A 12,531-nucleotide genomic window follows, 5' to 3' on the forward strand; every position below is an offset into this window, starting at 1 on the left:
ACCGTGCGAGATCAGTCGATGACGGTGTGTACTGTGCTCCGAGCGCCTCGCCCCGCGGCCGTGGAACCGGCCCTGCCCGACTGCCCTCGAACCGACCTCCTGGGAAACCGACTCGATGATCGAACTACCGGACCTGGCGACCGGCGGTCTCGCCGTCGGCATGGTGTCCGCACTCGCCCTGGGTGGCGGACTACTGCGCGCACAGCGCCAACAGGCCAAGCAGCGGGCCGAGTTCGACGCGTTGCGACACCAGCTCAAGACCGTGCTGCAGACGTTCACGGCCGAGGTGGAGCACCTCGCGCAACAGCGCGTTCCCGCCGCCGCCCGGCAGCTGTCGCATCCCCACGTCGCCGTGCCCGGGCCACTCCGTCCGCAGACCTCGGGTTCCGCACTGGAGCACGCGCTGGAGCAGGTGCTGAGCGGACTGCGCACCGAACTGGCCACGCAGCGCACCCGGATCGACGCGGCCGCGCAGGCCGGCATGCGGGGAGCGACACGCGAGATCCAGGCGGCCCTGTACCGCCTTCAGGACGCCCTGCGCCAGCTCCAACAGAAGTACGACGACCCGGAGTTGGCGCAGACACTGTTCCAACTGGACCACGAGAACGAGCAGTCGCTGCGGCGCGCGCAGGTCGCCGCCGTGGTGTGCGGGGCCTGGGTCGGGCTCGCCCGCGAGGAGTCGCACCTGGTGGAGGCGGTGACCGGCGGCCAGGCCCGCCTCGCGGGCTATCACCGCGTCCGGGTCCACAACCACCTGACCGCGGGCACCGGGCTCGTGTCGCACGCCGTGGAGCCGGTCGCGATCATCGTCGCCGAACTCCTCGACAACGCCCTGCGCCACTCCGCGCCGGACACGGACGTCGTGGTCAACCTGGAGCACGTCCACCACGGCGCCTGCGTCACCGTCGACGACGCGGGCCTGGGCATGACCCAGGACGAACGCGCCCGCGCGCAGCGGTTGGTGGCGGGTACCGAGCCGATCCTGCTCACCGACCTCGGCGATCCGCCGCGCATGGGGCTCGCCGCGATCGGGCAGCTGACCCGGCAGTTCGACCTGAGTGTGGATCTGTCGTCGCCGTCGCCCTACGGCGGGGTCCGGGCGGTGCTGCGCGTCGACAGCCATCTGCTCAGCGCCATCGACCCGGCCGAGCGACCGCCCGCGGCGAGCGCGCCGCGCTCCACCCGCACGACCTCCCGGGCCGAGGCCCCCGCCGGCTCCGGAACCGAGGTGTCCGCCACCTCGCACGGGTACGGGGCCGACCAGGACGACGACGCCCCGGACACCGCGTCCGGGCATCACGCTCCACGCGACGCCGGGGGTCTGCCGCAGCGCCGGCGCCGTGCCCGGGTGGCCGCCGCGGCGAAGGACGTACCCGCGGCGCGGCCCGCGGCCCGCCGCCCGGATCGGGCCGCCGCCGCACTGGGCGCGCTGCAGGCCGGTACCGCCGCGGCCCGGACCGCGGCCGCCGAGCCCCCCGACGACGACTCCACCGCCGTACCGGAAGCCGGGCAAGCGGCACAGCCGGCGCCCGAAGCCACGCCGAACGACACCGATCAGACCGATCAGACCGATCAGACCGGCCGGAACGACCACACCGGCCGGAAGGTTCACGAAGGGGGAACGGCTCGATGACCAGCCGCGATACGGGAGACACGGCGTGGGTGCTCGAACCGATCCTGCAAGTGCCGCATGTGGTGGCCGCCGTACTGCTGACGCGGGACGGGCTGGTGACCGGGTACACGGACGCGCTCACCCGGGCCTCGGCCGAGCGGGTGGCCGCGATCACCAGCACCGTGCAGGGGGCGTGCCGGACGGCGGCCGCCGCGTTCGCCGACCGGGACGGGGCCGAGGTGCGGCAGGTCGTCGTCGAGTCGGACCACGGCTATGTGCTGATCGTGCCGACGGACCACGGCACCTGCGTGGCCGCGTACGGGGACGCGGAGGTGCGCCTGGACCTGCTCGCGCACCGGGTGCACTCCCAGGTGGCGAGACTGGGCGAGAAGGCGATGGCCGCCACGCCCCGGGACGCCGACGGCGGCGCACCGGCATGACGGGCCGCCCTGGCGGCCGTCCCCTGGTTCCCGCGTATCTGTCGACCGGCGGCGTGGCCCGGCCCAGCCGCCCCCAGCTGGAGCGGCTGTCGGTGCTCACCGGCACCGGCACGTCCCCGCCCGCCGGTCTGCCCGCCGCCCAGCTCGCCCTGCTGGACGCCCTGGACGACGGTTCCCTGACGGTGGTGGAGGCCGCGGCGCTGCTGCGGCTGCCGGTGTCCGCGGTGCGCGTCCTGGCCGGCGAACTCGTCGACCGGGAGCTGGTGCTGGCCCGCGCGCCGATCCCGCCCGCCGGACGCTTCGACCCCGACCTGCTGGAGAGAGTGGCCGATGGCCTTCGCGCCCTCAAGCACAACTAGCGGCATCCACCTGCCCGACACCGCCCGTGACCTGGTCAAGATCCTGGTCGCCGGACCCTTCGGCGTGGGCAAGACGACGCTGATCGACTCCGTCTCGGAGATCCGCCCGCTGCACACCGAGGAACCGCTCAGCGAGGCGTCCGCGCAGGTCGACGATCTGGCCGGGGTGCGGGACAAGTCGACGACCACCGTCGCCGTCGACTTCGGCCGGATCAGCCTGTCCGGCGGGGTCGTGCTGTATCTGTTCGGCACACCCGGGCAGGAGCGGTTCCGGGCGCTGTGGGACGACATCGCGTACGGCGCGCTGGGCGCCCTGGTCCTGGTCGACAGCCGTCGGATCGACGCGTCCTTCGACGTCCTGGGTCTGGTCGAGGACTCGGGGCTGCCGTACGCGGTCGCCTTCAACGCCTTTCCGGACGCGCCCCGGCATCACACCGAGGAACAGCTGCGCGGCGCCCTCGACCTGGAGGCGGGCACCCCGATGGTGACGTGCGACGCGCGGGACGCCGACTCCTCCGTGGACGCGCTGCTCGCGCTGGTCCAGCATCTGATCGACCGCAACGCTCCGGAGGACGCCCGGTGACCACCCGTTCCCCCGACCGGCAGGCCTTCACCCGCTCGGCACCCGTGCGGCTGTGGGAGGACGGCTTCGCCCTGGATCCGTACCGCTACTACGACGCGCTGCGTGCCCAGGGCCCGGTCGGCTGGGCGGAGTTGGCGCCGGGCGTGCCGGCGTACGTCGTCACCGACCGGCGGGCGGCGCTGGACCTGCTGCACGACACGGACACGTTCTCGCACGACCCGCGGCCGTGGGAGGCCACGGTCGCCGACGACTCGCCGGTCCTGGGCATGATGCGCTGGCGGCCCAACACGCTGTTCGCCGACGGCGCCGCCCATGTCCGGTACCGCACCTCGCTGATCGACGCCTTCGACCTGATCGAGCCGCACGACCTGCGGGCGCGCGTGCACCGGGCGGTGCGGGTGCTGGTGGGCCGGTTCGGGCCGAAGGGCGAGGCCGATCTGGTGGGCGAGTTCGCGCGGCCGCTGATGGCTTTGGTGTTCAACAACCTCTTCGGGCTGCCGGACAGCCAGAGCGACCGGCTCGACGGGGCGCTGGGCAAGATGATGGAGGGCGGCGGCGAAGCGCCCGAGGGCGAGGCGGAGTTCGGCGGTTACGTACTGGAGCTGATCGCGGCCAAGGCCGAGCGGCGGGGCGACGACCTGCCGAGCCGGCTGCTCGACCACCCCGCCGGGCTCACCCCCGAGGAGGTCACCTGGCAGGTGTTCCTCACCCTGGGCGCCGGGCACGAGCCGACGGCCAACCTGGTGTCGAACGCGCTCTCCCGCATCCTCGGCAACCCGCTGTACTACTCCACCCTCACCAGCGGGGCGCGCCCCGTGACGGACGCGGTGGTGGAGGTGCTCCACCACGAGACACCGTTGGCCAACTACGGCATCCACTACGCCCGCGGCCCGGTGTCCTTCCACGGCACCTGGATCAGGGCCGCGGTGCCGGTGGTCGTCTCCTACGGGGCGCTCGCGCACTTCGCCGAGCAGGAGGTCACCAGCGGCCGGCACCCCAAGGACGCCTCGCATCTGTCCTGGTCGGCGGGCCCGCACGCCTGCCCGGTCCGGCAGCACACGCTGCTCATCGCCACCGAGGCGATCGAGCGGCTCACGCAGTGGCTTCCCGACCTGGAGCCGGTCCTGCCCCGCGCCCACCTGACCTGGCGGCCCGGCCCCTTCCACCGTTCGCTGACCTCCCTGCCCGTCCGGTTCAGCCCTCGCTCCCCCGACCAGCCAGGAGTCGCCTCGTGACCGTGACCGACCGCATCGACCGCTTCGCCATCGACCCGTTCGGGGCCGACATCGCCGCCGAGAGCGCCCGGCTGCGCGCCCTCGGCCCGATCGTGCCCGTGGAGCTGCCCGGCGGCATCCCGGCCTGGGCGCCCACGGGCTACGACACCCTCAAGGAACTCATCCTCGACCCGCGGGTCAGCAAGGACCCGCGGCTGCACTGGCGGCTGTGGCCCGAGATCGGCGAACACCCCTCCTGGGGCTGGATCCTGGGCTGGGTCGGCGTGGTCAACATGCTGTCGACGTACGGCGCCGACCACGCGCGGCTGCGCAAACTGGTCGCGCCGAGTTTCACCCAGCGCCGCACGGAGAAGATGCGTGCTCGCGTGCGGGCCATCACCGCGGACCTGCTCGACGCCCTCGAAGCCCACGCCGACGGCGGTTCGGAGGTGGATCTCAAAGCCGGGCTCGCCCACCCGCTGCCGATGCGGATGATCTGCGAACTGTTCGGTGTGCCCGAGGAGTTGCGGGCGGACACCGGCGCGCTCATCGCCGCGATCATGGACACCTCCGACCCGAGTCCGGAGCACACCGCGTTCGTGCAGCGGCAGATCGGTACGGTGCTGGGGGCGCTGATCGCCCACCGCAGCGAGCACCCCGGGGACGATCTGACGACCGAGCTGATCCGGGTGCGCGACGAGGACGGCGACCGGCTCAGCGACGAGGAACTCGTCTACACCCTGCTGCTGGTGATCGGCGCCGGTTTCGAGACGACCGTCAATCTCATCGGCAACGCGGTCGTCGCCCTGCTGACCCACCCCGAGCAGCTGGCCGCCGTACGCGCCGGGGAGATCGGCTGGGACGCGGTGATCGACGAGACGCTGCGGGTGCATCCGTCGATCGCGTCGCTCCCCCTGCGGTTCGCCGTCACCGACATCGAGGTCGGGGACGTGACCGTGCCGGCCGGGGACGCCATCATCACGACGTTCGCCGCCGCGGGGCTGGATCCCGCGCACTACGGGCCGGACGCGGACGGCTTCGACGCGTCACGCGGAGCGGACGACCATCTGGCGTTCGGGATCGGGGTGCACCGGTGCATCGGCGCTCCGCTGGCCCGTGTCGAAGCGCTGACGGCGCTGCCCGCCCTCTTCGACCGCTTCCCCGGCCTGCGGCTGGCCGTCGACGAGAAGGAACTGCGGCAGGTGCCGTCGTTCATCGCGTTCGGCTGGCAGGAGATTCCGGTGCGGTTGCGGGCCTGAACGGCTCTACGCGCGGGGACGCGACCGGTCCCCCGTTCCGGTCGTGCCCCCGCGGGAAGTCGAACTTACGTCTATGGCGGAGGGCTTGGGTATCGCGTCGATGCCCGTTGCCCCGCCGCCGGGACTCACCTGTGCACAAGTGAGTCCGGAAGGCCCGATTTCGTCGTCGGCAGGGCGGGCTGGTCCAGATCACCGACCGCGAGATGGGCCAGGACGACCTCGTACAGGTCGGTGCCGCCGGCGAGGAGCTGGCGTTCGAGGACGGGTTCCGCGCTGCGGACGTGTTCCCGGACGGTCTGGGCGTGGACGCCGAGGGTCTGCGCGGCGCGTTCGGCGTTGCCGCCCTCCGCGATCCAGGTGCGCAGGCTGCGGCGCAGGTCCCGGGTGTCCTTGTCCAGGCCGGCGAGGACGTCGTGCGCCCAGGTGAGCATGGCGGGCCCGGACAGCAGATCGCGCAGCGAGACCTGGCCCGCCTGCGACGTACCGGTGTCGTCCGGGGCGTCCGCGAGGCTCACCTGGGTGTTGAGCGCCAGGTGGACGACGGCACGGGCGGTCAGGTCGGAGAAGTCCGTGCGCAGCAGTGTCTCCACGCGCTCCATCCGGGCGCGGACGGTGTTGCGGCTGACGCCGAGGACCTTGGCCGCGCTCACGGCGGTGAACTCCAGACCCAGCCGGGTGGTGGCCAGCAGTTCGGCGCGGGTGTGGTGCGCCAGCGTGTCGAGCGGCCGCAGCAGACGGGCCGCCCAGCCGCGCAGGGGTGCCGGGTCGATCAGCCGCTCGGGGTGGGTGCGTTCGGCGTAGACCGCGGCCTTGTCCGGTCGGAAGTGCGCGACGGCCAGCGCGCTCACGGCCTGTCCGTACGCGGTGGCGGTGCGGGCCAGGCTCTGTCTGGCGCTGCCACCGATGAACGTGCGGGGGCGCGGGCCGATCAGCGACCGCAGGTCCCGGGCCTCGCCCTCACCGGGCGTCACGACGATCACATGCTCGTCCACGGCCGGGCAGAGCACGACCAGGGCCCGCTCGCCCGTCACGTCCAGGCATTCCACGACGAGCCGGTCGCGCTCGTGGGCGGGGCTCTCCACGACGTGGACGCAGGCCGTGTCCGTGTCGAGGAGGCCGGGCCACAGTCCCGCGGCGACGCGGCGTGCGGAGACGGTGTCCTCCACCATCAGCAACTGCAGGATCGCCAGGCGCAGATCGGACGTCGCCCGCGCGAGCCGGTGGCCGGCGGCGGTCGCCTCTCCCGCCTTCAGCAGGAGCTCGATGACCTGGACGGTGTGCGTGACCATGTCGGAGGCGCGCCGGTCGAAGGGCGCCTCGCGCGACACCGCGAGCACACCCGCCGACGCGGGGTTCGGATACGCCACCCGGACGAGCCGCAGATGACGGCCCTGTCCCTCCCAGGCGGCGGAGGCGATGCGTCCGGCGGCGACGGCCGCGACGAGGTTGTCGTCCAGGTGCGGCCGCTTGCCCGCGAGGAGCGTGCCGGTGTCGTCCTGCAGCGAGGCCGTGCCCTGCACGGCGTCCGCGAGCCAGGCGACGACCCGGCCGACGTCCCGCCCGTTGGGCCGCAGGTGATCAAGCAACTCCTCCGCCCACACCGAGGCGTCGGCGCTCACCACCCCCGCCTGACGGATCCCGTCCTCTCTGCCAGCCACGTCGGCCTTCACCTCGTCCTGCACTTCACTCACGACATACCGCTCGGGACGTTACCTCACCTGTGCACCGCGGCAAGTCGGCGCTCGCGTCGGGTACGGGTTTCCCGGGATCTCGGGGCGCAATCCGCCGGCCTGACGGGGCCTGCGCCGCCGCCGGGGCTCCAGGGCATAGGCTCGGCGGATGGCGAAGTACTTCGACGTGCACCCCGACAATCCTCAGCCGCGCACCATCTCCCAGGTCGCCGACAGCGTCCGGTCCGGTGCGCTCATCGCGTATCCGACGGACTCCTGCTATGCCCTGGGCTGCCGGCTGGGCAGCCGTGACGGCATCGACCGGATCCGGACCATTCGCCGCCTGGACGACCGGCATCACTTCACCCTCGTCTGCCAGGACTTCGCGCAGCTCGGCCAGTTCGTGCTGGTCGACAAGGACGTGTTCCGCGCGATCAAGGCGTCGACGCCCGGCAGCTACACCTTCATCCTGCCCGCGACGAAGGAGGTGCCACGCATGCTCCAGCATCCGAAGAAGAAGACGGTCGGCGTGCGTATCCCCGCCCACGTCGTCACCCAGGCGCTGCTCGCCGAGCTGGGGGAGCCGCTGCTGTCCAGCACGCTGCTGCTGCCCGACGAGGACGAGCCGATGACGCAGGGCTGGGAGATCAAGGACCGGCTCGATCATGTGCTGGACGCGGTGGTCGACTCCGGTGACTGCGGTACCGAGCCGACGACGGTGATCGACTTCTCGGGCGGCGAGGCCGAGATCGTGCGCAAGGGGGCGGGTGACACGTCCCGGTTCGAGTAAAGCGGTCCCCAAGCGGGAGGGGGTGCCGGGGGCCGTTGGATGGTGCGTGAAACCATGTGCGCGGCCCGGCTCCACCGGGTCGGCGACCCGTTCGCCGTGCGCTGCGCAGAGAGGCAACCCCCATGACCTCCGTACAAGGAACCGACGTCGAGATCCTCACCGAGGACGGCACCGCCGACGCCTATCTGGCCCACCCCGCCGACGGCGAGCCCCGTCCGGCGGTCCTGCTCTACATGGATGCCTTCGGTCTGCGGCCGCAGCTGCGGACGATGGCGGACCGGCTCGCCGAGGCCGGTTACACGGTGCTGGTGCCCAACGTGTTCTACCGCCACGGACGCGCCCCGGTGGTCGAGTTGCCCGAGTTCATCGATCCCGGGGCCCGGCCGGAGATCTTCGAGAGCATCATGCCGATCATGCAGTCGCTGACGCCCGAAGCGTCGATACGGGACGCCGGTGCCTATCTGCGCTGGCTGGCCGAGTGCCCCGCGGCGGCCGACGGTCCGGTGGCACTGACCGGTTACTGCCTGGGCGCCCGGCTGTCCCTGCTGACCGCCGGCACGTATCCGGAGCGGGTCGCGGCAGCGGCCGGCTTCCACGGCGGCCGGCTCGCCACCGACGCGCCGGACAGCCCGCACCTGGTGGCCGAACACATCACCGCCGAGCTGTACTTCGGCCACGCCGACCAGGACCCGTCCCTGCCCGTCGAGCAGATCGAACGCCTGGAGAACGCGCTCACCGAGGCCGGGGTTCGCCACCAGTGCGAGGTCTACCCGGGTGCCGGGCACGGGTTCACGCAGGCCGACACCGCGTCCTACCACCGTGAAGGGGACGAGCGGCACTGGGCCGCGCTGCTCGATCTGCTGAAGCGGACGTTCTGAGCGCCGAGCACGGCGCCGGTGGCGTGCTCAAGTGGTGCTCCGCAAACCGGATTTGACGCCATATCGGCGCAGGAGGCGGGCGCAGTCCGCCGGTCGACCCGGGGGCAGGAGCACGATGACCGGATGCCTGGGATAGCGTCGCTCTCACTTCGGACGAGTGAGAGGGACGTTGTGCAGGTTCAGGTGCGTGGGCGTCGTGCCCGCTGGTGGGTGGCCTTCGGGACGATCGCGTTCGGCGCGGTGTTCCTGGTCGTCGGGTTGATCCTGGCGGGGGTGTCGGTCTCGTTCCTGGCGAACGCGGAGCGTGCCCAGGGCACGGTGGTGACGCTGGAGTGGCGCAGCGACAGCGGCGGCTCCTCCCGCAAGTCGAGGGGGAGCAACGAGCCCACCGCGTACCCGGTGGTCGAGTTCACGTCGAAGGACGGCACGCCGAGGACGTTCCGAGGCTCGACGGGATCCAACCCGCCGTCGTACGACAAGGGCGAGCGGGTCGAGGTGTTGTACCGCGCCGACTCCCCCGAGGACGCCCGGATCAACGGGTTCGCCTCGCTGTGGCTGTTGCCGCTGATCTTCGGTGGGATCGGGCTGGTGATCGGGGGGATCGGGACGGCCGTCGCCCTGGTGGGCCGGCGGCGTTCCTAGGGCTGCGGCTCACTCACGAAGCGGTACTTCAGGTGGGTGGCGAGCGGCGTGCCGACCACCCTGACCTGCTCGAGAGTGCGCTGCCCGGCGCCCGGGCCCTCGAAGAGCCGCAGTCCGGCGCCGAGCAGCGCGGGCACCACGTGCAGTTGCAGCTCGTCGATGAGCCCCTCCCTGAGGTACTGCCGCACGGTGCTCGCTCCGCCCGCGATGTCGACGTTCCTGTCACCGGCGGCTGCCTTCGCCTGGTCGAGGGCGCCGTGGATACCGTCGGTGACGAAGGTGAAGGTGGTGCCGCCCTCCTTCACCAGGGTCGGCCGGGGGCGGTGCGTGAGGACGAAGACCGGGGCCCGGAACGGGGGGTTCGCGCCCCAGAACTCCTCGCCGGTGTCGTACATCATCCGGCCCATGACCACCGCTCCGGTGGCGTCGAACCATTCACGCATCAACTCGGAGTCACGGTTTTCCTCCCCGCCGGTCATGCCCTGGCGCTCCCGCCAGCTCGCCAGGTTGTGGATCCACTCGAAGAGCGGCTCGGCGCCGTCGCCTCCCGGGTTGTCGACGGTTACGCCGGTGCCGGCGATGTAACCGTCGAGGGAGATGGCCAGGTCCGTGGTCACGGTCACGATGGGGGCTCCTGAGTCGTGGGGAGTACTGCCTTCACTCTCACGTCGATCGGGAGCCGCCCCGTTCGACAGCCTTCCGCGGACCTGTCGAAGGAGGCCGGGACCGCGCTCGTTCAGGCCAGGGACTCGAAGTAGGCCTTCTGCGCGGGGTAGTACTCGTCGAAGTCCGGCCGGGGGCCGTCCGTACGCGCGGCCGTGAGCAGGTCCAGGTAGTACTCCCAGCCCGCCCCGATCTCGCCGAGCTGTTCCGTCGAGGTGAGGTGGTGGATCAGGTGGAGCTCCGTGGTGCCGTCGGTCTCCGCCAGCCGGAGTTCCAGCGACCAGGCGCCGGCGGTGTCGTCCGTCGAGACGGCGAGTCGGTGCGGCGGCTCGCAGGCGTCGATCCGCATCGGGTACCAGGGCGCCGTCTCCTCGAACACCAGCTGTACCTCGACGGTCCGGCCGGGAGCCGCGTCGCCGCGCCACGGGCCGAACCAGCGCGCGGTGCGTTCCGGCTCGGTGACACTCGCCCAGACGTCGCCGACCGGGGCACGGTAGGTGCGGGTGAGGATCAGGTCGTACCCCGTCGGTGTCGGTACGAGCTGTCCGGTGGGTTCAGGTGTCATGCCGTGTCCTCCTGGTGCGTGGTGCGGGGCGTGTCAGCGGGCTGTGCCCGCAGGCGGTCCCGGCGGGTCCGGTGGACCTCGGTCTCCAGCGCCGCGAGGCGCTGCGTCCAGTCGGACCGCCGGCCGTCGAACTGGGCGAGCCAGGCCGCGAGCGGGTCCAGCCGGGTGTGGACGAGCGAGTAGCGGCGGTGACGGCCGGACTGTTCGTCCCGGACCAGTCCGCTTTCGCGCAGCACCCGCAGATGGCGGCTGACCGCGGGCCGGCTGATGGCGAACCGCCCGGCGATCTCGCCCGCCGTGAGCGGAGCGGGCCGCAGCATGACGAGGATCTCCCGGCGCACCGGATCGGCGATGGCTTCGGCTATGTCCGTGAGGTCGTCCACACCGAAAGCGTAACCCAGCGGTTACGCGTTGGCTCCATGGCGTCGTCGACCCGCGCGGGCGGGCGCGGGAACCCGGCACCGGAGCGGCCCGCGACCGCCGGGATTCGCCGCGGCTAGCCGGTGATGCGCTGAGGGACGGTCAGGTCCGGGTGGCCGAACAGACGGGACAAGGCCGACGGATCGTCACCGCGGCAGGCATCGGCGACCTCGTCGATCAACCGGTCGTAGTCCGGGCCGGTGCTGCCCTCGTAGGCGGCTGTCATGCGGCCCCACTCGTCCCAGTTCAGCGTCTCGTGCCTGTGGAGTGCGGCGAGGTCCCGGACGGCGTTGCCGCTGATCTCGTGCGGGCCCCAGGCGTGATCGGTGCCGGCCGTGCCGAACATGAACGGATCGAGCACGCCGTCCCGGTACCGGGCCCATGCTTCCCCGCCGGTGAGGAACTCGCCCGGAGCGAGATCGTCCGGGCGGGCGACGAAGTTCCCGCCGAGGTGTTCGGTGTCGACGCGCACCCATCGGCCCTGGTCGTCGTCCCGGTACTCGGTGATCCAGTGGTCGAAGCCGCGCCCCTGCTGGAAGTAGGTGCCGAAGCCGCACCGGGCGCGGGCGGCGACACCTCGGGCCCGCAGGAACGCGCAGGCGATCGTGGCGAAGTGACGGCAGGTGCCGATCACGCGTGTTGCCGGTGTGCGGGGCCGGTGCAGGGGAGCCGGATCCAGAGCGGTCAGCGTGGCGATCAGTCGGTTGACCGGCCGGATGTTCTTCTCGGCCGTCCGGGCCTCGGGGATCCCCAGTTCGGCGGCGTCCGAGGGCTGGATGACCAGGCCCCGCACAGCGGCGCAGATACCGACGGGGTCGTCCGGCAGTCCCTCGATGAGTGGGAGTTGCCATGCGTCGAGGGTCGTGAAGGGCCCGGGCTGCGCGTAGTCGAACTCGTCATCGGCCATGACCGGGCATGGTAGCGGTGGAGGTGTCCGTGGCGGTGCCGGTGGCGGACCTGGCCAGGTGTGCGGCAACGGCCATGACCAGGACGGAGGCCAGGACGATCCCGGCGCCGACGTACAGGGGTGCCCGGTAGCCGAGGCCCGCGGTGAGGGCCAGTCCGCAGAGCCAGGCGCCGAGCGCGTTGCCCAGGTTGGAGGCGGACACGTTGGCGCTCGCGGCCAGTGCCGCTCCGTGGGCGTGGTCGGTGACGCGGGTGATCATGCCGGGCACGCCGGCGAACCCGGTCACCCCCATCAGGAACACGAGGATCACCGACGCGACGGCGCTGTCGGCCAGGAGACCGAACGCGGCGAGGGTGAGGGTGAGTCCGAGCAGGGAGAGGAGCAGGGTGCGGTCACGGTCGTGGGCGGGCGCTCGCCCGCCGACCCAATTCCCCACGACCCAACCCCCACCCCCAACCCCCCCCCACCCAACCAAATCCGCCGAAGAGAAACCCCCCACCCCCCTTCAGGTGTCGGCTACACCGCTCCA

General features: G+C 72.1%; 14 protein-coding genes and 1 pseudogene. 9 read left to right on the forward strand and 6 right to left on the reverse strand.

Annotated features, from left to right (window positions below; all coding sequences use genetic code 11):
* The first annotated feature begins 115 nt into the window (after nt 1–115).
* Genes ACFU95_RS26395 through ACFU95_RS26420 form a run of 6 tightly spaced genes read left to right on the forward strand, consistent with a single transcriptional unit; the run spans nt 116 to nt 5,467 of the window.
* On the forward strand, nt 116–1,633 hold the full coding sequence (locus ACFU95_RS26395; RefSeq protein WP_383832004.1) for a sensor histidine kinase: 1,518 nt from the start codon (nt 116–118) through the stop codon (nt 1,631–1,633).
* Nucleotides 1,630–2,052: a roadblock/LC7 domain-containing protein gene (locus ACFU95_RS26400; RefSeq protein ID WP_383832006.1), complete on the forward strand. Its 423-nt coding sequence runs from the start codon at nt 1,630–1,632 to the stop codon at nt 2,050–2,052. The genes ACFU95_RS26395 and ACFU95_RS26400 overlap by 4 nt, the downstream gene beginning before the upstream one ends.
* Nucleotides 2,049–2,411, forward strand: coding sequence for a DUF742 domain-containing protein (locus ACFU95_RS26405; RefSeq protein ID WP_383832008.1), 363 nt, complete (start codon nt 2,049–2,051; stop codon nt 2,409–2,411). Before ACFU95_RS26400 ends, ACFU95_RS26405 begins: the two co-directional genes overlap by 4 nt.
* Nucleotides 2,383–2,994: an ATP/GTP-binding protein gene (locus ACFU95_RS26410; RefSeq protein WP_383832010.1), complete on the forward strand. Its 612-nt coding sequence runs from the start codon at nt 2,383–2,385 to the stop codon at nt 2,992–2,994. The genes ACFU95_RS26405 and ACFU95_RS26410 overlap by 29 nt, the downstream gene beginning before the upstream one ends.
* Nucleotides 2,991–4,229, forward strand: a complete 1,239-nt coding sequence (locus ACFU95_RS26415) for a cytochrome P450 (protein ID WP_383832012.1) — start codon at nt 2,991–2,993, stop codon at nt 4,227–4,229. Before ACFU95_RS26410 ends, ACFU95_RS26415 begins: the two co-directional genes overlap by 4 nt.
* Entirely contained in the window at nt 4,226–5,467 is a 1,242-nt protein-coding gene (locus ACFU95_RS26420; protein WP_383832014.1) for a cytochrome P450, read from the forward strand. The genes ACFU95_RS26415 and ACFU95_RS26420 overlap by 4 nt, the downstream gene beginning before the upstream one ends.
* Nucleotides 5,468–5,592: 125 nt before the next feature.
* Here the strand turns inward: ACFU95_RS26420 and ACFU95_RS26425 are convergent, their stop codons facing one another.
* Entirely contained in the window at nt 5,593–7,125 is a 1,533-nt protein-coding gene (locus ACFU95_RS26425; RefSeq protein WP_383832117.1) for a helix-turn-helix domain-containing protein, read from the reverse strand.
* Nucleotides 7,126–7,306: 181 nt separating this feature from the next.
* On the opposite strand from ACFU95_RS26425, the gene ACFU95_RS26430 reads away from it, so the two are divergent.
* The 3 genes from ACFU95_RS26430 to ACFU95_RS26440 all read left to right on the forward strand — a co-directional run bounded on the left by ACFU95_RS26430 (nt 7,307) and on the right by ACFU95_RS26440 (nt 9,447).
* On the forward strand, nt 7,307–7,927 hold the full coding sequence (locus tag ACFU95_RS26430; protein ID WP_030054015.1) for an L-threonylcarbamoyladenylate synthase: 621 nt from the start codon (nt 7,307–7,309) through the stop codon (nt 7,925–7,927).
* 122 nt (nt 7,928–8,049) lie between these two features.
* Nucleotides 8,050–8,805 (forward strand): dienelactone hydrolase family protein, encoded by a 756-nt coding sequence (locus ACFU95_RS26435; protein WP_383832017.1) that lies wholly within the window; start codon nt 8,050–8,052, stop codon nt 8,803–8,805.
* Between the two features lie 183 nt (nt 8,806–8,988).
* Nucleotides 8,989–9,447 carry a DUF3592 domain-containing protein gene (locus ACFU95_RS26440; RefSeq protein WP_383832019.1) on the forward strand — a complete coding sequence of 153 codons (459 nt, stop codon included), beginning with the start codon at nt 8,989–8,991 and terminating at the stop codon, nt 9,445–9,447.
* Here the strand turns inward: ACFU95_RS26440 and ACFU95_RS26445 are convergent.
* From ACFU95_RS26445 to ACFU95_RS26465, 5 genes and pseudogenes are all read right to left on the reverse strand, one after another.
* Entirely contained in the window at nt 9,444–10,070 is a 627-nt protein-coding gene (locus ACFU95_RS26445) for a dihydrofolate reductase family protein (protein WP_383832021.1), read from the reverse strand. The genes ACFU95_RS26440 and ACFU95_RS26445 overlap by 4 nt on opposite strands.
* Before the next feature lie 113 nt (nt 10,071–10,183).
* Nucleotides 10,184–10,675, reverse strand: coding sequence for an SRPBCC family protein (locus ACFU95_RS26450; RefSeq protein ID WP_383832023.1), 492 nt, complete (start codon nt 10,673–10,675; stop codon nt 10,184–10,186).
* On the reverse strand, nt 10,672–11,058 hold the full coding sequence (locus ACFU95_RS26455; RefSeq protein WP_383832025.1) for a metalloregulator ArsR/SmtB family transcription factor: 387 nt from the start codon (nt 11,056–11,058) through the stop codon (nt 10,672–10,674). Before ACFU95_RS26455 ends, ACFU95_RS26450 begins: the two co-directional genes overlap by 4 nt.
* A gap of 113 nt (nt 11,059–11,171) precedes the next feature.
* Nucleotides 11,172–12,002: a transglutaminase domain-containing protein gene (locus ACFU95_RS26460; protein ID WP_383832027.1), complete on the reverse strand. Its 831-nt coding sequence runs from the start codon at nt 12,000–12,002 to the stop codon at nt 11,172–11,174.
* Nucleotides 11,992–12,441, reverse strand: a pseudogene (locus ACFU95_RS26465) (MFS transporter); the annotation flags it as partial. The gene ACFU95_RS26460 and the pseudogene ACFU95_RS26465, both read right to left, overlap by 11 nt.
* Nucleotides 12,442–12,531 lie beyond the last annotated feature (90 nt).

The organism is Streptomyces sp. NPDC057623, assembly GCF_042800355.1.
In the GTDB taxonomy this organism is placed as follows: Bacteria; Actinomycetota; Actinomycetes; order Streptomycetales; family Streptomycetaceae; genus Streptomyces.